Source organism: Actinoallomurus iriomotensis (genome assembly GCF_030269445.1).
Lineage (GTDB): Bacteria > Actinomycetota > Actinomycetes > Streptosporangiales > Streptosporangiaceae > Actinoallomurus > Actinoallomurus iriomotensis.
Genome location: NZ_BSTJ01000009.1, coordinates 294,584 through 311,768, shown reverse-complemented (window position 1 = coordinate 311,768; position 17,185 = coordinate 294,584). Strand labels below are relative to the sequence as shown.

Annotated in this window: 21 protein-coding genes; 14 read left to right on the top strand and 7 right to left on the bottom strand. The window is 70.1% G+C overall.

Translation table 11 applies throughout. From position 1 onward, the window contains the following. Window positions 1-5 precede the first annotated feature (5 nt). The 7 genes from QSK37_RS33880 (at window position 6) to QSK37_RS33850 (ending at window position 5,846) form a co-directional block, all read left to right on the top strand. Window positions 6-1,145 (top strand): sensor histidine kinase, encoded by a 1,140-nt coding sequence (locus tag QSK37_RS33880; protein WP_285629412.1) that lies wholly within the window; start codon window positions 6-8, stop codon window positions 1,143-1,145. Between the two features lies 1 nt (window position 1,146). Further along, entirely contained in the window at window positions 1,147-1,785 is a 639-nt protein-coding gene (locus tag QSK37_RS33875; protein ID WP_285629411.1) for a response regulator, read from the top strand. A 48-nt stretch (window positions 1,786-1,833) separates the two neighbouring features. Further along, window positions 1,834-2,235 carry a hypothetical protein gene (locus tag QSK37_RS33870; protein WP_285629410.1) on the top strand — a complete coding sequence of 134 codons (402 nt, stop codon included), beginning with the start codon at window positions 1,834-1,836 and terminating at the stop codon, window positions 2,233-2,235. Then, complete coding sequence (locus QSK37_RS33865) at window positions 2,232-3,116, top strand: sulfotransferase family protein (RefSeq protein ID WP_285629409.1); 885 nt, start codon at window positions 2,232-2,234, stop codon at window positions 3,114-3,116. Before QSK37_RS33870 ends, QSK37_RS33865 begins: the two co-directional genes overlap by 4 nt. Window positions 3,117-3,218: 102 nt before the next feature. Next, window positions 3,219-3,821, top strand: a complete 603-nt coding sequence (locus tag QSK37_RS33860) for a TetR/AcrR family transcriptional regulator (RefSeq protein WP_285629408.1) — start codon at window positions 3,219-3,221, stop codon at window positions 3,819-3,821. Further along, on the top strand, window positions 3,821-4,480 hold the full coding sequence (locus QSK37_RS33855) for a VC0807 family protein (RefSeq protein ID WP_285629407.1): 660 nt from the start codon (window positions 3,821-3,823) through the stop codon (window positions 4,478-4,480). Before QSK37_RS33860 ends, QSK37_RS33855 begins: the two co-directional genes overlap by 1 nt. Beyond that, complete coding sequence (locus tag QSK37_RS33850; RefSeq protein ID WP_285629406.1) at window positions 4,473-5,846, top strand: FAD-dependent oxidoreductase; 1,374 nt, start codon at window positions 4,473-4,475, stop codon at window positions 5,844-5,846. The genes QSK37_RS33855 and QSK37_RS33850 overlap by 8 nt, the downstream gene beginning before the upstream one ends. Here QSK37_RS33850 and QSK37_RS33845 read toward each other — a convergent pair. Further along, window positions 5,818-7,434, bottom strand: a complete 1,617-nt coding sequence (locus QSK37_RS33845) for a protein kinase domain-containing protein (protein WP_285629405.1) — start codon at window positions 7,432-7,434, stop codon at window positions 5,818-5,820. The two genes, QSK37_RS33850 and QSK37_RS33845, sit on opposite strands and share 29 nt — an antisense overlap. A gap of 82 nt (window positions 7,435-7,516) precedes the next feature. Here QSK37_RS33845 and QSK37_RS33840 point away from each other — a divergent pair, with 82 nt between their 5' ends. Further along, window positions 7,517-7,984, top strand: a complete 468-nt coding sequence (locus QSK37_RS33840) for an SUKH-4 family immunity protein (RefSeq protein WP_285629404.1) — start codon at window positions 7,517-7,519, stop codon at window positions 7,982-7,984. Window positions 7,985-7,998: 14 nt separating this feature from the next. Here QSK37_RS33840 and QSK37_RS33835 read toward each other — a convergent pair whose 3' ends face one another. Together QSK37_RS33835 and QSK37_RS33830 are read right to left on the bottom strand one after the other, a co-directional pair. Then, the gene (locus QSK37_RS33835) at window positions 7,999-9,009 is read right to left on the bottom strand and encodes an alcohol dehydrogenase catalytic domain-containing protein (RefSeq protein ID WP_285629403.1); all 1,011 of its coding nucleotides are present in this window, start codon (window positions 9,007-9,009) and stop codon (window positions 7,999-8,001) included. A gap of 73 nt (window positions 9,010-9,082) precedes the next feature. Beyond that, the gene (locus QSK37_RS33830; protein ID WP_285629402.1) at window positions 9,083-9,352 is read right to left on the bottom strand and encodes a hypothetical protein; all 270 of its coding nucleotides are present in this window, start codon (window positions 9,350-9,352) and stop codon (window positions 9,083-9,085) included. 444 nt (window positions 9,353-9,796) lie between these two features. Between QSK37_RS33830 and QSK37_RS33825 the strand changes: the two genes are divergently transcribed. Then, on the top strand, window positions 9,797-10,702 hold the full coding sequence (locus tag QSK37_RS33825; RefSeq protein WP_285629401.1) for a DUF4328 domain-containing protein: 906 nt from the start codon (window positions 9,797-9,799) through the stop codon (window positions 10,700-10,702). A gap of 28 nt (window positions 10,703-10,730) precedes the next feature. On the opposite strand, the gene QSK37_RS33820 is transcribed toward QSK37_RS33825, so the two are convergent. The 4 genes from QSK37_RS33820 to QSK37_RS33805 form a co-directional block, all read right to left on the bottom strand. Continuing rightward, window positions 10,731-10,904, bottom strand: coding sequence for a hypothetical protein (locus tag QSK37_RS33820; RefSeq protein ID WP_285581998.1), 174 nt, complete (start codon window positions 10,902-10,904; stop codon window positions 10,731-10,733). A 134-nt stretch (window positions 10,905-11,038) separates the two neighbouring features. Further along, window positions 11,039-12,187, bottom strand: a complete 1,149-nt coding sequence (locus QSK37_RS33815; RefSeq protein WP_285629400.1) for a serine hydrolase domain-containing protein — start codon at window positions 12,185-12,187, stop codon at window positions 11,039-11,041. A gap of 120 nt (window positions 12,188-12,307) precedes the next feature. Next, window positions 12,308-12,541 (bottom strand): hypothetical protein, encoded by a 234-nt coding sequence (locus tag QSK37_RS33810; RefSeq protein WP_285629399.1) that lies wholly within the window; start codon window positions 12,539-12,541, stop codon window positions 12,308-12,310. 104 nt (window positions 12,542-12,645) lie between these two features. Continuing rightward, the gene (locus tag QSK37_RS33805) at window positions 12,646-13,068 is read right to left on the bottom strand and encodes an ArsI/CadI family heavy metal resistance metalloenzyme (protein WP_285629398.1); all 423 of its coding nucleotides are present in this window, start codon (window positions 13,066-13,068) and stop codon (window positions 12,646-12,648) included. Between the two features lie 154 nt (window positions 13,069-13,222). Here QSK37_RS33805 and QSK37_RS33800 point away from each other — a divergent pair, with 154 nt between their 5' ends. From QSK37_RS33800 to QSK37_RS33780, 5 genes are all read left to right on the top strand, one after another. Beyond that, entirely contained in the window at window positions 13,223-13,600 is a 378-nt protein-coding gene (locus QSK37_RS33800) for an ArsR/SmtB family transcription factor (RefSeq protein WP_285629397.1), read from the top strand. 17 nt (window positions 13,601-13,617) lie between these two features. Continuing rightward, window positions 13,618-14,040: an arsenate reductase ArsC gene (locus tag QSK37_RS33795; protein ID WP_285629396.1), complete on the top strand. Its 423-nt coding sequence runs from the start codon at window positions 13,618-13,620 to the stop codon at window positions 14,038-14,040. Window positions 14,041-14,060: 20 nt separating this feature from the next. Beyond that, window positions 14,061-14,411 (top strand): ArsR/SmtB family transcription factor, encoded by a 351-nt coding sequence (locus QSK37_RS33790; RefSeq protein ID WP_285629395.1) that lies wholly within the window; start codon window positions 14,061-14,063, stop codon window positions 14,409-14,411. Then, window positions 14,408-15,649, top strand: a complete 1,242-nt coding sequence (locus QSK37_RS33785) for a GNAT family N-acetyltransferase (protein ID WP_285629394.1) — start codon at window positions 14,408-14,410, stop codon at window positions 15,647-15,649. The genes QSK37_RS33790 and QSK37_RS33785 overlap by 4 nt, the downstream gene beginning before the upstream one ends. Before the next feature lie 415 nt (window positions 15,650-16,064). Further along, a complete protein-coding gene (locus tag QSK37_RS33780) occupies window positions 16,065-17,150 on the top strand; it encodes a serine hydrolase domain-containing protein (protein ID WP_285629393.1) in 1,086 nt (361 codons plus the stop codon). Window positions 17,151-17,185: the final 35 nt, after the last annotated feature.

Here is a 17,185-nt window from a genome sequence, read left to right as displayed (position 1 = left end):
TCGCCGTGCCGGCCTCCGACGACCAGACCCCGATTCTCCGCTGGTACGTGCCTCTGTGGGTCCTGTTCGGCCCGGTCCCCGAGTTCGTGGCCGGGCTGGACGATCCGCCGGGCACGCGGAGCTGGTCGCTGGCGGTGCCGATCGCCCTCGGTCTCGCCTGCGCGGTGTCGGGTCGCCGTCCCGGACGCCACCCCTGGTTCCCCTACGCGCTGGTCGCCGGGCTGGGGGTGGTGTCGTTCCTGCGAGGCGGGGCCGCGTCCCTCTACCTCATGTCGCTCCCGTACTTCTGGCTACCCGCCCGGAGCGCGCGGTGGCCGGTGCTGCTCAGCGGGGCCGGTGCGGCGGCGGCGGTCGGCGGCGGAGCGCTGGGAGACGGCGGCCTCGCCACCGGCAACTCGGTCGTGACTCTGGTCGCGTACGCCGCGGGCACCACGCTCGCCCTGGCCGTCCGGCGCGTCGCGGACCGGGCCGAGGCCCGCGCCCGCCGCCTCGACGGCGAGCTGGTGACGGCCCGCGCCGACCTGGCCGAGGCGCACCGGCGGCAGGGGGCCGCCGAGGAACGCGAACGGCTCGCTCGCGAGATCCACGACACTCTCGCCCAGGGATTCGCGTCCATCGTCGTGCTCGCCGAGGCGGTCCGGTCCGACCTGGTCGACGATCCGAACGGAGCCGCCCGGCGACTGTCGTCGATCGAGCGCACCGCACGCGAGAACCTCGCTGAGGCGCGAGTGCTGGTCGGTTCGTCCCCTCGGGAGACGATCGCGGCCGACTCTGTCTCCCGGACACTGCGACGCACCGTCGATCGCTTCGCCGAGGACACCGGCATCACCGTCGACGCCGATCTGGCCGACGTCGACTGCGACCCGGCCACCCGGATCGCGCTCCTGCGCTGCACCCAGGAGTCGCTGGCCAATGTCCGCAAGCACGCCGCCGCCTCCACGGTCGGCGTCGTCCTCGCGGCACGGCCGTACGGCGTCGAGCTGGAGATCACCGATGACGGCCATGGCTTCTCGGTCGCGGACGCCCACGGGTTCGGCCTCGCCGGGATGCGCCGGCGACTCACCGAGCTCGGCGGCGAGCTCACCGTCACCAGCGCGCCCGGCGAGGGCACCCGTGTTCTCGCCGTGCTTCCCGTTGAGGAGTGACATGCCCAAGGACGTGCTCCGGGTCGTCGTGGCCGGTGATCATCCGGCGATGCGGGCGGGTGTCACCGCCCTGCTCGCCGCCGAACCGACCATCGACGTCGTCGGTGAGGCCGCGGACGGCCGTGAGGCGGTGGAACTCGTCGAGCGCCATGCCCCCGACGTGGTACTGCTCGACCTGCGGATGCCCGTCCTCGACGGCGTCGCCGCGACCTCCCGGATCGTCGAGGGTCCCACCACGTCCCGTGTGCTGATCCTCACCACCTATGACACCGACGCCGACATCGAACGGGCGGTCGAGGCGGGCGCGGTCGGCTACCTCCTGAAGGACACCACGCGCGAGCAGCTCATCGACGCCGTCCGCTCCGCCGCCCGCGGCGAGACCGTCCTCTCCCCACGTGTCGCCCAGCACCTCGTCGCGCGGATGCGGCGCCCCGCGCCGACGACGCTCACCCCGCGAGAGGTGGACGTGCTGAACGCGGTGGCCGACGGCCTGTCCAACGCCGACATCGGTAGGCGACTGGTCATCGCGGAGGCGACGGTGAAGACCCACCTGCTCCGCATCTTCGCCAAGCTCGACGTCGCCGACCGCACCCGCGCGGTCGTCATCGCCCTCGAACAGGGCCTGCTGACGCGCCCTTGACCGGGTGTGCCCGGCCGTGAGTACGTTCAGGGAGTGGATGAGCAGAGGGTGCCGGCGGCGGGCATGACGATCAGTATCCGAACGCGGCGAGACGTTGTGATCGTCGATCCCGAGCGCTTCCTGGCTTCGGCCCGCGAAGCGTTCCGCGAACTGAACGGGCTGCCCGAGGATTCCGCCGTCGAAGAGATCTCCGATGTCTTCGACGCCGTGCACGCTCTGCTGGACCGCTTCGGCCGGCTCGTGCCGGACGCGGCCCCCACGATGGTGGGGTACGGCGGACCGCGTCCGGGCGAACGCGTGCTCGACCGTCCGGACGGCCTGTCCCCGGCGGGCGAGCTGGAGCACATCGTGCTCGACGATCCGCGACCGTTGCAGGACTACGGCTGTTTCCTGCCGGAAGACCCCTTCGCGCTCCCCGCGAACGTCGTCGGCGATGGAGAAGCCCCATGACGGGAGCGGAGCCGGTCTTCCTCCTCGCTCCGGCGCGCAGCTACTCGACCGTCGCCGTGGCCCTGCTGTCGGGTCATCCCGACGTCTACGGCTTTCCGGAGACGCTGGTCTTCAACGCCGCGACCGTCGGTGAACTGCTCCGCGAGGGCACGGGGTGGGCGCGTTTCCCGCTGCGGCAGAGCGGGCTCTGGCGCGCCGTCGCCGACCTGCACGAGGGCAGCCAGGACGGCGACGCGGTCGCACGCGCACGGGAATGGCTCGCCGACCGCGCCGATTGGCCGACCACGCGTCTGATGGACCACCTCATCGATCTCGCGCGGCCCCGCGTCAGCCTGGAGAAGTCGCCGGACACCTCCAGCGACGACGCGATCCTCGCCCGGTGCATGGCGGCCTATCCGCGTGCGCGCTTCCTCCATCTCGTACGACATCCGGTGACGACCCAGCGGTCGCTGCATGAGCACTGGCGCCCGGCCGGGCGGTTCCGCTCGGAGAAGGCGCTCATCGCCGAGGCCGCCGCCTTCTGGTACCTGTCGCATCAGCGGATCATCGCGGCGCTGGCGTCCTTGCCCTCCGAGCAGTGGATGCGGGTCCGGGCCGAGGACCTGCTCACCGAACCCAGGATCTGGCTGCCGCGGATCCTGGCCTGGCTGAGGCTGGACGGCGATCCGCACATCGTCGATCGGATGCTGCTCACGGAGAACTGGCGGTTCGCCGGGACCGGGCGTTCGGACGATCTCCTCGGCGGTGACCCGAAGTTTCTCCGCTCCCCGGCCCTGCGTCCGATTCCGGCGCCCGGACCGGTCGTCTTCGACCCCTCGTGGGGCCTGCACGACGAGATGTGCGACCGGATGACGGACCTCGCGCACTCACTCGGCTACTGAGGACGAGCCGCCGGCCGACCGCGAACGGTACGCCGGGCAGATAGAGCGCACGCCGGGCGGTACGGCTTGCCGGATCTTGCTTGAGTGAGCTAAGTTTTGCTCATGCGAGCAAGAACGTTCACCGAGTCGGGCAGACGCGCCCAGATCGTGACCGCGGCGATCGAGGTGATCGCCGAGGTCGGCTTCGCCAAGGCGTCCTTCAGCCGGATCGCCAAGCACGCCGGCCTGTCGAGCACCGGCATGATCAGCTACCACTTCGCGGGCAAGGACGACCTGCTCACCGCGTGCGTCGCCCAGATCGAGAAGGTCACCGAGGCGTTCATGGGGCCGCGCGTCGACGCCGCCGAAGGCCACGTCGCACAGCTGCGCGCCTACGTCGAGGCGAACGTCGCACTGGTCGGCGAGCACCCCGCCGACGTCCGGGCACTGATCGACATCGTGAAGAACGGCGCCGCGCAGAGCGCCTCCGTCAACGGACGTCTCGCGCTGTTCGAGGAGCACTTCCGCACCGGGCAGGCGGCGGGCGTCTTCCGCCCCTTCGACACGCGGACGGTGGCGATCGCCCTCACCAGCGGCCTCGACGCCGTCGTCAGCACCGCGGCCGCCACCGCGCCCGAACCCACTGAGCTCGCCCGCCTCGGCCGCGAGCTCGCCGAACTCTACGTGCGGGCGACCGCAGCCAATTCCCAGGAGGGATCCGCATGATGATCGACGAAAGGCCCGCACCCGACATGGGTCTGCGCCGGGTGATCCGCGCCAACGTGATGACCGTCCTGTTCGAGGTGGTCGTGCCGATGGTGCTGTTCTACGGCCTGCGCGCCGCGGGCGTGAGCCAGTGGTGGGCGCTGATGGCCGGCGTCCTGGTGGCCGCTCCGTACGTGGTGTGGACCGTCGTGCGTGACCGCCGGCTCGACCTCATCGCCTTCGTCACGTTGAGCGTCCTGGTGCTCTCCGTGGTGCTCGGCCTGCTGTCGGACAACCCGCGCACCCTCGCGATCCGGGAGGGGTGGACCGCGGCGCTGGGCGGCCTGTTCGGCGCGTGGATGCTGGTCTCGGTCGTCGTCGGCCGGCCCGCCCAGCTGACGCTGGGCCGTACGATCGCCGAGGTCAAGCGCGGCGCGGAGGGCGCGGCCGCGTGGGCGGCCCGCTGGGACACCGACGCCCGGTTCCGGCGCGGGCTGCGCGTCAACACGGCCGTCTGGGGCGCCGCGCTGGTGGCCAGCGCGGTGGTGCACCTGGTGCTCGTCTACACGCTGCCGATCGACCTCATCTCCGGGGTGACCACCGTGGTGTGGTTCGCCTCGCTGGCGTGCCTGATCGCCTGGCACGTCTGGTACATCCGCAAGGAGAACCTCGATGCCTGACGTCCTGGTGGCGGGCGCCGGCCCGACCGGCCTGCTGGCCGCGTACGAGCTGGAGCGCGCCGGACTCGACGTGCTGATCCTCGAACGCGACGTCCGGCCGACCACGCAGTCGAAGGCGCTCGCCCTGCAGCCCCGGTCGGTCGAGGTGCTGGCCGACCGCGGCCTGCTCGCGGCGGTCGAGCCGTACGTCGAGGCGCGGCTGCCCGCGGGGCACTTCTCGGGCATCCCGATCGACTACACCGACCTGCCGACACCCTTCCCGTACCAGCTCGGCGTCGAGCAGGCGCACGTGGCCGCGGCGATCGAGGCACGCCTGCGCACGCCGGTGCTGCGCGGCGCGGCCGTCACCGCCGTGGAGCAGGACGCCGAGGGCGTCACCGTCACCGCGGGCGGGCGCCGCCACCGGGCGGGGTGGCTCGTCGCGGCCGACGGCGGGCACAGCACGGTACGGACGCTGCTGGGGGCGGCGTTCCCCGGCATGTCGGCGCGGATCTCGCTGGTCGTCGCCGACCTCACGCTCGCCGGGAAGCCCGCCGGGCTCGCCGACGACTGGCAGCTCCCGTCGACCGGGTCGGGGTTCCTGCTGCCGCTGTCCGGCGGGCGCCACCGCGCGATCGTCGGCGGCGAGGAGCAGCAGCGGCTCGGCCGCGACGCTCCCGTCACGGCCGACGAGCTGCAGCGGGCACTGACCGACGCGCACGGGCCGGAGATCAAGGTGGGCGAGGTGCTGTGGGCCTCGCGGTTCGGCGACGCGGCGCGGCAGCTGGAGCGGTACCGCCACGGCCGGGTGCTGTTCGCCGGCGACGCCGCGCACATCCACCTGCCGATCGGCGGCCAGGGACTCAACCTGGGCCTCCAGGACGCGGTGAACCTCGGCTGGAAGCTGGCCGCGCACATCCGCGGGCACGCCCCCGAGGGGTTGCTCGACGGCTACCACGACGAGCGTCATCCGATCGCGGCCCGCGTGCTGGTCAGCACCCGGGCACAGGGGGTGCTCGGCGTGCCCGACCCCGACGCCGCGGCCGTGCGGGCGGTCGTCACCGAGCTGCTCGCCGTCCCCGAGGCCCACCGCGCCGTCGCGTTGGAACTGTCGGGCATCGGCATCGCCTACCCGGGCACCACCGGCCGCGCCACCGACGTCCCGGCCGCGCCCGACGGCCGCCCCGTGCTCGTCGGCGCGTCACTGCCCGCGGGCTGGGCCGGCCGCGTCGAGACCCGCGAGGGAACGAAGCCGCAGCTCGTCCGCCCCGACGGCTATGTGGTGTGGACCGGCGAATCCGATCTGGAGGCGGCGCTGCGCCGCTGGTTCGGCCCCCCGAGTGCGGCGAAAGACACGGTCAGTGCAGCGGCACGAGGCACAGGATGAGTGTCGACGTCCTCACGTTGCCGGTCTGGGCACCGCTGCCCTTCCCGGGGAAGAGGGCGAAGGTGTGGCTGGGGAAGTTCTTCGTGAGCGTGTCGCAGAGCTCGACCGCGTCATCGGCTTCCCCGCTGACTATTCCGTGGACGGTGTACGCGGTGCCCGGTCCCCACGGCCGGGAGCACGGCTCGCGGTACCAGTCGCCTTTCTTGATGCCGACGATGCCGTAGTTCTTGGTGGCCTGGTACACGCACGTGTTGGCGGTCACCACGCCGTCCCACGCCGCGTGGCCGTACTTCTGGTGGTAGACGAGCCCCAGGATGACAGCGAGCACCGCGACCCCGGCCAGGGCCCATATCCCCGAGTAGTTCGTAGGCGAGGTCCGCGCAGCGTTCGCCCGGCCCGGAGCGGTGCCCCTGACGTCCTGTACGAGGATGAGTCCGTCTCTGCCGGTGCCGGGGACCTTGGCGAGGTCGAGACCGCGTTCGGCCGCGAGTTCGCGCGCCGCTTTGGTGGCGTAGGCGCCGTGATTCTTCTTGATGGCGGCGATGACGTCCTGCTTGCGGATCGCTCCACCGGCGCCGGTGCCCCGGATGGCAGCCAGATTCACCTCGAATTCGGCCGCGACCTTGCGAGCGTCCGGGGAGATGCGGACAACGAGGGGGACTTCCTCGTCTTTCTCGCCATTGGCGGAGTTGACTTCCGAATACGCTCGGGTACCGGTTCCGGCGCCCCCGCTGGCCGGACTCCGGGTTCGCTCGGACCTTTCCGGTGACTCCGAGCGTGCGAGCGGGGCAAGGAGGTCGCGCGTCTGTTCCGCGCTGAGCCGTTCGGACGGGTTCTTGCGAAGAAGGGCGGTCAGTACGGGCGCGAGGCGACCGGCGTGGACGGGCGGAACGGGGTCCCGGGTGGCGATGGCCGCGAAGACCGCGCCGTGCGTGGAGCCGGTGAACGGCGGGTGCCCCTCGACGGCGTCGTACAGCGTCGCACCCAACGACCACAGGTCGGACTGGGGGACGGGGCTGCCGTCCACCTGCTCGGGTGACATGTAGGCGGGCGTGCCCAGGACCGCGCCGGTGTGGGTGAGGGTGGTGTCGCCGTCGAGCGCGGCGATACCGAAATCGGTCAGCACGACCCGATCCCCTTCGAACAGCACGTTGGCGGGCTTGATGTCACGGTGGACGATCCCGTTGGCGTGGGCGACCGACACCGCCTCCAGCAGCCGCAGACCGATGTCGGCCACACGCGGCTCCGGCAACCGGCCGCGCCGCTTCAGCTCATCGGCCAGGGACATGCCGTGGATGAGCTCCATCACGATCCACGGGCGGCCGTCCTCACCGACCACCCGGTCATAGACGGTCACGATCCCCGGGTGCTTCAGCCGGGCGGCGGCGCGCGCCTCCCGGCCCATCCGGGCGTACCAGCGGGCGCGCTCCCCTTCGTCGATCCACTCGGGGAGCCGCAGTTCCTTGACCGCGACCTCGCGGTCCAGGCCGGTGTCGAACGCCCGCCAGACGACCCCCATCCCGCCCTGCCCGATGTGCTCCACGAGCTGGTACCGGCCCGCCAGCAGCCGCCCGTCCAATTCGCCCACAGGCCGAACCTAACGTGGCGGGTGAGCACAGACGAGGACATCTCGTCGATTAATAAACATGGGTGTCTGTAGGCACGATTCCGTGGACCTGCGGTTCGCCACCGAGGTGGGAGTCTGCCACGCCGATGGGCTGTTCCGGCCGTTCGCCTCCCTGATCGACCCTGACCCGGAGATCCCCGACGACTGCGTCACCGAACGGGACGACGTGCCGCAGCCGGTCGACACCCCGAAGGCGCGGCTGCAGCAGCTCGGCTGGATGATGACCGGGCGCGCCTTCGTCAGCCTGGACGACGGCACGATCTGGCATGGCGATCCCGACCGGGACGCCGGCTATGAGCTCATCAACAGCGATCTGTCCTCGCTGGCCTATGTGCTGTACAAGGTGATGGCGGAGGCGCCGACGCGGCGTGCGGAACTGCCGTCGCCGGACGACTGGGAGCAGGCCGAGAACGTCGTACGTGCGGACACGCAGCGCTGGGATCCGGCGCCCTTCTCGGAGGCGGACGGCCTCTGGTCGCGTTACCTGGACGAGTACCAGCTCTACCACTGAGCCGCCGGCGGCGGTCAGCCGAAGGTGATGACCGACCGCTTGCCGGACTGGCCCTTGGCCATGGCGTCGAGCACCCCGTTGGCGTCGCGCAGCCCGATCGGGGTGAACTCGGGCAGGATGCCGTGCGCCGCCGAGAACGCGAGGGTGTCGCGCGCGTCGTGCGGGGAGCCGGACGGGTTGATCATGGCGTGCAGCCGGTTGAGGACCATCGGCTGGGTGGGCAGGGTCAGCGGCTCGGGACCGTATCCGCACAGCACGAGCGTGCCGTCGGGCGCCAGGCCGGTGAGCGTCGCCGCGGCGGCCGAGGTGGACGGGGAGGCGTTGAGGATCACGTTCGCGCCGCCGTCCCAGGCCCTGAGGGCCTCGGCCGGGTCGGCGTCCTGGGTGGCGATGAACCGCTCGGCGCCCATCTCCCTGGCCGCCGCTTCGCCCCGGCGCGACCGGCCGATGACCGCCACGCGAGCCCCCATGGCGACGGCGTAGCGGACCGCCAGCGCGCCCACCCCACCGGCGCCGATGACCGCGACGCGCGAGGTGGCGGTGGCCCCGGCCTGCCGCAGGCTGTTGAAGGCGGTCAGGCCCGCGCACATCAGCGGCGCCGCGGCGACAGGGTCGAGCCCCTCCGGCAGCGGGGTCACGAAGTCGGCCTTGAGGACGGCGTATTCGGCGTAACCGCCGTCCATGACGATGCCGGTGATGCGCTTCTGGGGACAGAGGATCTGCTCCCCGCGTACGCAGTAGTCGCAGTGGCGGCAGGAGTCGCCGAGGAACTGCGCACCGACGGAGACACCGACCTCCGGCCACGACACGCCGGGACCGGTGGCGGCCACCACGCCGGTGATCTCGTGCCCGGGAACGACCGGAAACCGGGCGATGGGCCACTCGCCCTGGAGCAGGTCCAGGTCCGTGTAGCAGATTCCGCACGCGGTGATCTTGACCAGCACCTCGCCCTGCCCGGGTTCGGGCACCTCGCGCTCGGTAAGAGTGAGCGGCTCATCGACGCCGGTGGCGACGGCCGTAAGCATGAGTGACCCCCGATTCTGTCGCCTGTCGTGCTGAGCGTAGACGCCGATCCCGGCCGGCGACCGCACCAGGTCGTCAGGGCGAGGAGGTCGGGGTGACGGTCGGGCTCGCCGTGGCCTCGTGTCTCATCTCGGCCACCACGTCGGGCGGCATCGGGCCCTGGGCATCGATCGGCAGCAGCACGGTGCCGGGAGAGTACGGGTCGGCGCCGTCGTCGCTCACCTTCCAGCGCGAAGGGATGCGCGTGCGCGGCAGGGAGATGCCCCACTGCGGCCAGTACACGTTGTACCTCCCCACGCGCAGACCCTTCCGGGCGAGCGCGGCCTCCGCCCGGGCCACCGTCATGCCCGCCAGGCCGTGCGCGGCGTCCTTCGACGACGTACGCCACGGCGCTCACGATCAGCGGCCGGCGGCTCGCGTGCCCACGCGCTCGGCCCGGCCGTGCCGGTGGGCCGGACGGCAGCGCGGTGATGTCGTCGAGCAGGGCGCGGGCGGCTGGCCGGCGGGCGAGCCACCGCAGTTCATCGTCGTGGACGCGGGCGACCCCGCGGACCGTGTCGTCGGTCGGATGGGTCTTCATGTCAGTGGCTCTCCTTGGTCGAGGAGCGCCCTGACGAAGATCGACGCGTCGAGCGGGTCGCCGGCCGGCGCCGCGGTCACCCCTACCGTGTCGGCACCCGGCGTTTCGTTACAGGTGACTTTCCCGCAGTACGGAGCCGTTCCATTGCCCGGAAGTAGGCGCCTCCGCCATGATTCGGACGCCTCTTCGCCCATGACCCGGAGCCGTTGATGTCCGTCGCCGCCGATTCGCCCCGCCCTCTCCGGGGCCTCGCCCTCGCGGCGACGATGGGACTCGCCGTCGTCGCGGCGGTGGAGATCGTCCAGTTGTTCGTACGGCTCCATCAGCGTTCGTCTCCCACCGCCATGGGCGTGCTGAACGCGGTGCGGCTGGTGAGCGTCGCAGTCACCGGGACGATCTTCCTGGTGTTCCTGTTGCGGGCCCGGCGTAACGCGGAGGCCGTCGGAGGTGCCACCCAAAGGTGGAGCATCCCGTGGGTCGTCCTCGGCTGGGTGATCCCGGTGATGAGCCTGTGGGTTCCCCGTCGCATCGTGATCGATGTCTTGAAGGCAAGCGAACCCGGCCGCCCCGTGCCGTACGTCCTGATCAACGTGTGGTGGGGCTGCTTCCTGGTGGGGAACGTCGGCGGTGAGCTGCTCGCGTCGCTGCTGTCCCTGAGCCACGCCACCGAGGCGGCCGATGTCGTCTATGCGCTGATGTCGCTGTTCGCCGTCATCGCGGCGGTGCTGGCCTGCTTCGTGATCAGGGCGATCGTACGGTCGCGGGAACAGGTCCCCAGCCGCGTCGCCGAGGCGCCCGGCGTGCCGCCGGCGCCCCGATCGCCGGAGAGCCCGCTGTGGCGCAACCTGACCATCGTCGTCGCCGTGCTGTTCGGTGCCGTCGTCGTCTTGATAGCGGGGCGGAGTCTGTTGTCGCACGCCGGCCCCGGCCAGGACCCGGAGAGGAGCGGCTACCGGTACGGCACGGCCCACGCGGACCCCGCGGTGACCGACTGCGAAGAAGAGGCGAAACGCCGCTACGAAGAAGACGAGAGCGCGCTGGAGTTCGCCACCGGCTGCGTCCAGGCCCAGACCGACGCCGTCCTCAACGCGACGAAGACCCAGCCGACGCCGTAGCCGTCGGCTGGGATCGTACGGCGGTCGTTCAGGCGGATCGGTGGAGGTCGGATCGGACCTCGTCCGCCATCTCGTGGATCTTCGTCTCGGTCTCCCGCAGCCGGGCCTCGGCCCGGGCGGTCCGCTCGGCGGCACGGCGCTCCCGCCAGGTCGGCTTGTGATTCGTGCGGCCTCTTCGCTTCGAACGGGCGAACAACCCCATCACACTCACTCCTTGGCTGCGCTGTGCCGGTGCGACCGAGGGATCCCCCGTATTCAGTGATGTATTCCGACACTTGTGTGACTGTCCAGTCGAGCGCCTTGAGCGAGTCTCGCGCCGGCGGCCCGGCGGAGGCCTCATCGCTCGGCCGGGTCGCCGCAGAACTCATCGGCGATGAGCGCGTTGATCTCGTCTTCGGCGGCCGGGCTCAGCGTGAGGCTGCGGTTGACCGAGATGGTGATCTGGCGTGCGCTCTGCGGGCTGGTGAAGCTGTAGGTGCCGTACCCGGGCACGCCTCCGACGTGGCCCCAGACCTGCCGGCCGCACATCTCGGTGTGCCCGAGGCCCAGACCGTACTCGAAGCCGGGGAAGGCGGGTTCGGACCGCTGCATCTGGCGAAGCAGGGTGGGCGGCACCAGTCGCCCGCCGAGCAGGGCCGAGTAGAAGAGGTTCAGGTCGTGGGTGGTGGACACGATGTCGCCGCTCGCCCACGCGACGGACATGTTGTAGGCGGTCAGATCCGTCAACCGGGTCGAAGAACGCACGGCCTCGTACCCGCGTGCGGACGGCTGCCGCAGACGCGGATCGTGTCCGGCGAGGTAGGTGTGCCGCAACCCGGCCGGGGCCAACACGCGCCGGGACAGTTCGTGTGCGTAACCGTCGCCGGTGACCTTCTCCACGAGCATGCCGAGCATGACGTAGTCGGTATTGGAGTACAGGAACCGACTGCCGGGGGTGAACTGCAGCGGCTTCCGCGTGGCGATGCGCACGAGATCGGCCGGGGCGTAGTCCCGGTATCGCGACCGGGCGACGAGCTCCGGATTCGCCCACAGGACGCTCCCGTAGTCGAACAGACCGCTTCGGTGCTGCAGCAACTGACGGACGGTGATCGGCTCGGAGTACGGCAGCACCCCCGGGAGGTAGCGGTCGATCGGGGCATCGAGGTCGATCCGGCCCTCCGCTACGAGACCGAGCACGAGGGTCGCCGTGAACGACTTGGTGACGCTGCCGATACGGAACGGGCCGGAGGGCCGCGGCGGTTCGCTGGTGCGGAGATTCCCCACACCGGCCACGACGGACTGGACGCCACGCTCATCGCGCGTCTCGATGTTGACGCCCGGCACACCGGCCGCGACGACCCTGCCCGCCTGTTGCACCAACGTCGACCGAGACGGCGGCGGGACCGATGATGCGACGGGCACCGCGGCGGCCGGTGCGATGGGCAGCGCCAGGCACACCAGTGCGGATCCGACGACGATGGCGGCCGCGGGCTTGGAAATCCTCATGCTGGCGAAGCTAGTGACGCGTCACCACAGGCACACTGGAGTCAGCCCTCTACGTGAGGTAGAGCCAGCCCCACCCGTCGAATGTCTGACACTTCGCGGTGAACTGGTCGCGGCTTGGTCTCAGAAGGGGACGTCATCGTCGAACCTGCGGGGGACCCGGCGGTAGTCCTGCCCCTGGACCTGTTCGAGGTCTTCTGCTCGCATCCAGACGTCGACGCCCTTCCACAGGACCTGCTCACGAACGAGCCATGCGACATGTCCGTGCCACTTGCCGTGCTTGTCGAGTCTCCAGGCCAGGAGGAAGGCGTACCGGCCGCGGCCCTTGATGCGGACGACCGGCGCAAACCATCCCACATCACGCACAATTCGAACATACTAGCGAATCTCTCCGGCCGACCGGCGCCGGGCTGGAGGGCGCGAGTCGCCACAGGTCGCCACACTCACGCCCCCTTCGCCTGTCAGCAGCAGCCGCCGGATGCGGCGTCGACGGGCACCGCCGCCTTCTCCAAGGTGTCGGCGTCACCCTTGACCGTGTAGACCTCCCAGGGCTCCCGGCCGGGGCCGTGGACCCAGACCTTGTCCTGGAGGGCGTAGCAGCAGGAGGTGTCGTTCTCCTCGAAGGTGGCCAGGCCGGCGTCCTTCAGACGCTGGGTTGCGGCGGTCACCAGCTCGGCGTCCTCGACCTCGACGCCCAGATGATCCATCCGCGTCGCCTCTCCGGCCTCGCCTTCGATCAGAACGAGCTTCAGCGGCGGCTCGGCGATGGCGAAGTTCGCGTAGCCCGGACGGCGCTTGGCGGGCTCGACGCCGAACAGCTTGGAGTAGAAGGTGACGGATCCTTCCAGGTCGGCGACCCGCAGAGCGAGCTGAACACGTGACATGGGGCGTTCCTTTCGGTGTACGACGGTGATTCCCTCAGGGGCGGTGGGCCAGGACGGTCGGACGAGCCGCCGTCGACCTTCTGCTTAGACAAACTTCGAATCAGTGGTACGGCGCCAGTTTGCGCTCTGCTTAGACATATGTCAAATTAGAGCCATGTCTAAGCAGGAGCTGCCGGTCGTGGACGTGTCCGAGGGCGCGTGCTGCGCGCCGCTGGCGCGCGAGCCGTTGAACGCCGCGGAGGCGGACGAGCTGGCCCCGCTGTTCAAGGCGATCGGCGACCCGGTACGGCTACGGCTCCTGTCACTGATCGCCTGCCACGACGGCGGGGAGGCGTGCGTATGCGACCTGACCAGCGCCTTCGAACTGACCGCGCCGACGATCAGCCATCACCTGAAGGTGCTCAAACAGGCCGGACTCATCGACTCCGAACGCCGGGGCACCTGGGTCTACTACTGGATCAACCCGCAGGTGCTGCAGCGGCTGTCGGCGATCCTCGGGCCCCGGCAGGCCACCGGACTGGTTCCGGCGTGACCACTGAAGGAGTCCTGGTGCCCGACCTTCCCGAGGTGCTGTTCGTCTGCGTCCACAACGCCGGCCGCTCCCAGATGGCCGCCGCGCTAATGGACCACCACGCCGCCGGGCGCGTCCTCGTACGCTCCGCGGGCTCCGCTCCCGCCGACACCATCAACCCCGCCGTCATCGCCGTCATGGACGAACTCGGCCTCGACCTCACCAAGGAGTTCCCCAAGCCGCTGACCGCCGAAGCGGTCCAGGCCGCCGACGTCGTCATCACCATGGGCTGCGGCGACGCCTGCCCCGTTCTCCCCGGCAAGCGCTACCTCGACTGGCAACTCGACGACCCCGCCGGCAAGACCGTCAATGAGGTACGCCTCATCCGCGACGAGATCGACGCCCGTGTAAAGGCCCTCCTCGCCGAACTCGTCCCCGTGCGCTGTACAGGCGAGACTTAATCGCTTATCGTCGATTAACGATGGATGAGGTACTGAATCGGGCGACCGCAGCGGAGTACGCGACGTGGTTCAAAGCGCTGGCCGATGCCACGCGGATCCAGATCGTCTCGCTCCTCGCGCGCCGGGGTGAGCCGATGACCGTGGGACAGATCGTGGACGCGGTCGACGTGGGACAGTCCACCGTCTCCGCCCATCTCAAGGTCCTGGCCGAGGTCCGGTTCGTCCTGGTCGACCAGCGCGGGACCGCCCGCTACTACCGGATCAACCAGAACTGCGTGAGCTGCTTCCCGACGGCCGCGGACGTCGTCATGGGAAGCCCGGTCCCCGTACAACCCGACGCCTCGACGTGCGAGACAGGTGAATCGCGATGACCGACGCGACCCGTGACGACATCGACCGGCAACGCGCCGAGGTCGTCGACCGCTACTCCGGCCTCGCCCGCCAAGCCATGCGCGGCGACGAGCAAGGCGACTGCCTCGGCGCGGCCTCGTACGCCGCCGACGAACCGGTCCCACCCGGCGCGGCCCGCGCGAGCCTGGGATGCGGCAACCCGCTCGCCGTCGCGGACATCATCCCTGGAGAAACCGTCCTCGACCTCGGCTCGGGCGGCGGCCTGGACGTCATCCTCTCCGCCCGGCGCACCGGCCCGACCGGCAAGGTCTACGGCCTGGACGCCAGCTCCGACATGCTCGTCCTCGCCCGCGCCAACACCGCTCAAGCCGGCATCGACAACGCCGAATTCCTGGCCGGCCACATCGAGGACATCCCCCTGCCGGACGGATCGGTCGACGTGGTCATCTCCAACTGCGTCATCAACCTGTCCGCCGACAAACCCCGCGTCCTGGCCGAAGCCTTCCGCGTCCTCAGACCAGGCGGACGTCTCGGCGTGACCGACATCATCAGCGACGAAGGGCTGGACGCCTCGGAACGGGCGGCGGCTGAACGCGAGGTCGGATGCGTCTCCGGCACCGTGACCGGCGACCAGTACCGCGACCAGCTCCTGGCAGCCGGCTTCACCACCGCGACGGTGACGCGCACGCACCGAGTCGCGGCCGGACTGACCTCCGCGATCATCCGGGCCACCAAGCCCGCCGCCCCGGCGGGCGTCACGATCCGCCCCATGCGCGCCGGCGACGCCGACCAGGTCCTGGCGATCTACCAGGCCGGCCTGGACACCGGCCACGCCAGCTTCGAAACCACCGCTCCCGCCTGGGACGCGTTCGACGCCGCGAAACTCCCGCTCCACCGGCACGTCGCCGTCGAGATCGCCGACGGCCGGCTCCTCGGCTGGGTGGCCGCCACCGCGGTCTCCAGCCGGTGCGTCTACGCCGGGGTCGTCGAACACTCCATCTACGTCCACCCCGACACACGCGGCCGGGGCATCGCCGCCGCCCTGCTCGACGCGCTGATCGGCTCCACTGAGACGGCCGGTGTCTGGACCATCCAATCCGGGATCTTCCCCGAGAACACCGCCAGCCTCCACCTGCACGCCAAAGCCGGATTCCGCACAATCGGTACCCGCCACCACATCGGACGACATCACGGCCGATGGCGCGACGTCGTTTTCATGGAACGCCGCAGCCCGACCGTTGGAACATCATCGCAATAGGACTTTCCGCGTCCAAGTACGCAGATGCTTGTAATTTACGCTTGCTTAAAAAGCCCGCGTCGAGAGCGTCGGCTCGCCGCCAAGCCTCACATCGCGCGGTTTCGCGGGAGTTGACCAAGGGGACGACGCTAGCGGATCACGCCTTCTCTTTGACTATCTCGGCCGAGGCGGTTGCCCCATGAGATTTCCGAACAGCATGGCGATCGCCGTGTCCGGCTCGGCTCTCGTCGCAAGTGTCGTTCTCGCCGCATGCCCCGCTGTTCGGACCGTTGCGGCAGTGGCCACAGCGGGAGAAGGCGTTTCCGACGGTGGTTGCTGTGGACCCGACAGTGGTCGTTCGAACAGCCGCAACATCGATCAGAACCGTCATCACGCCAGAATCCGGAACCGGAACTTCAATACAAGCGTCAGTGAAGTGCATCGCTGCAAAGACGACCTCTTCGTCGCCTCCCCACCGCCGCCCACCTCACCGGCGCCGCCGGGTGATCCGACCGCCGCGGCGATGCAGGCGTATTTGCAGAATCTGGCCGCGCACGGATTCACCGGATCGGTACAGGTGGTTCGGCGCGGACAGGTACTGGCGCGTTTCGCCTCCGGCGAGGCCGACGAGGCGGCCCACATTCCGCTCCGGCCGGACACGATCTTCCGGCTCGCCTCGGTCACCAAGCAGTTCACTGCGACGCTCATACTGAGGCTGCTCGGCTGCAGGATTCACCTGGACGACCCGGTCTGCCCGTATCTCATTCCGAGGTTCATCAAGGCCTGCCCTGAGGCGTGGCGGACCATGACGGTCCGCGAGACCGTCACGCACACCTCGGGCATCCCCGATATCCAGAACCTGCCCGGCTTCTACGCCATGCTCTCGCAACCGACCACCACCCAGGAGATCATCCAGCGGTTCATCAACCTGCCACTGGACTTCCCGCCCGGCACCGGCTGGAAGTACACCAACTCCGGCTTCATCCTGGCCGGCGCGATCATCGAGTCGGTGACGCACAAGCCGTACGGCGCGGTCCTGCACGACCTGATCGCCGGCCCGCTGGACCTTCCGAACACCGGCTACAGCCGGGGGAATCCGCCGCCCGGGTACGCGAAGGGCTACTTCACGCTCGGGTCGCCCGCCCCGCCCACCAACGGCTCCGAGGCGTTCTCCGCGACCGGCGTCTTCTCCAACACCGATGACCTCGTCAACTGGGACCGGTCGTTCGGCGCGTACCTGGTCGCGCCACCGGCCATCGTCAAGGAGGCGTTCACGCCCCAGGCGCCGTGCCCGTCCGGCGGCTGCCTCAACCTGCCGTCGAGCGCGTACGCCTTCGGCTGGCTCGTCGACCGGCTGGAAGGGCACCGGCTCAGATACCACCCGGGTCTTCTCCAGGGTTATTCCGCGAGCAACATGTACCTTCTCGACGACGACATCGAGGTGGTCGTGCTCAGCAACGTGCAGGACACCGACACCAACGGCATAGCCCGCCACCTCGCCACGCTGGCCCTCAACTCTTAGCGCGCGTCCGTACGCCACAATTGGTAGGCACCCGT

What these genes read in the sequence shown, in the direction of transcription:
- QSK37_RS33875 (WP_285629411.1), top strand. Translation starts at nt 1,147, where the DNA reads ATGCCCAAGGACGTGCTCCGGGTCGTCGTGGCCGGTGATCATCCGGCG.
- QSK37_RS33865 (WP_285629409.1), top strand. Translation starts at nt 2,232, where the DNA reads ATGACGGGAGCGGAGCCGGTCTTCCTCCTCGCTCCGGCGCGCAGCTAC.
- QSK37_RS33860 (WP_285629408.1), top strand. Translation starts at nt 3,219, where the DNA reads ATGCGAGCAAGAACGTTCACCGAGTCGGGCAGACGCGCCCAGATCGTG.
- QSK37_RS33855 (WP_285629407.1), top strand. Translation starts at nt 3,821, where the DNA reads ATGATCGACGAAAGGCCCGCACCCGACATGGGTCTGCGCCGGGTGATC.
- QSK37_RS33850 (WP_285629406.1), top strand. Translation starts at nt 4,473, where the DNA reads ATGCCTGACGTCCTGGTGGCGGGCGCCGGCCCGACCGGCCTGCTGGCC.
- QSK37_RS33835 (WP_285629403.1), bottom strand. Translation starts at nt 9,009, where the DNA reads ATGCTTACGGCCGTCGCCACCGGCGTCGATGAGCCGCTCACTCTTACC.
- QSK37_RS33830 (WP_285629402.1), bottom strand. Translation starts at nt 9,352, where the DNA reads ATGACGGTGGCCCGGGCGGAGGCCGCGCTCGCCCGGAAGGGTCTGCGC.
- QSK37_RS33825 (WP_285629401.1), top strand. Translation starts at nt 9,797, where the DNA reads ATGTCCGTCGCCGCCGATTCGCCCCGCCCTCTCCGGGGCCTCGCCCTC.
- QSK37_RS33820 (WP_285581998.1), bottom strand. Translation starts at nt 10,904, where the DNA reads ATGGGGTTGTTCGCCCGTTCGAAGCGAAGAGGCCGCACGAATCACAAG.
- QSK37_RS33815 (WP_285629400.1), bottom strand. Translation starts at nt 12,187, where the DNA reads ATGAGGATTTCCAAGCCCGCGGCCGCCATCGTCGTCGGATCCGCACTG.
- QSK37_RS33805 (WP_285629398.1), bottom strand. Translation starts at nt 13,068, where the DNA reads ATGTCACGTGTTCAGCTCGCTCTGCGGGTCGCCGACCTGGAAGGATCC.
- QSK37_RS33800 (WP_285629397.1), top strand. Translation starts at nt 13,223, where the DNA reads ATGTCTAAGCAGGAGCTGCCGGTCGTGGACGTGTCCGAGGGCGCGTGC.
- QSK37_RS33790 (WP_285629395.1), top strand. Translation starts at nt 14,061, where the DNA reads ATGGATGAGGTACTGAATCGGGCGACCGCAGCGGAGTACGCGACGTGG.
- QSK37_RS33785 (WP_285629394.1), top strand. Translation starts at nt 14,408, where the DNA reads ATGACCGACGCGACCCGTGACGACATCGACCGGCAACGCGCCGAGGTC.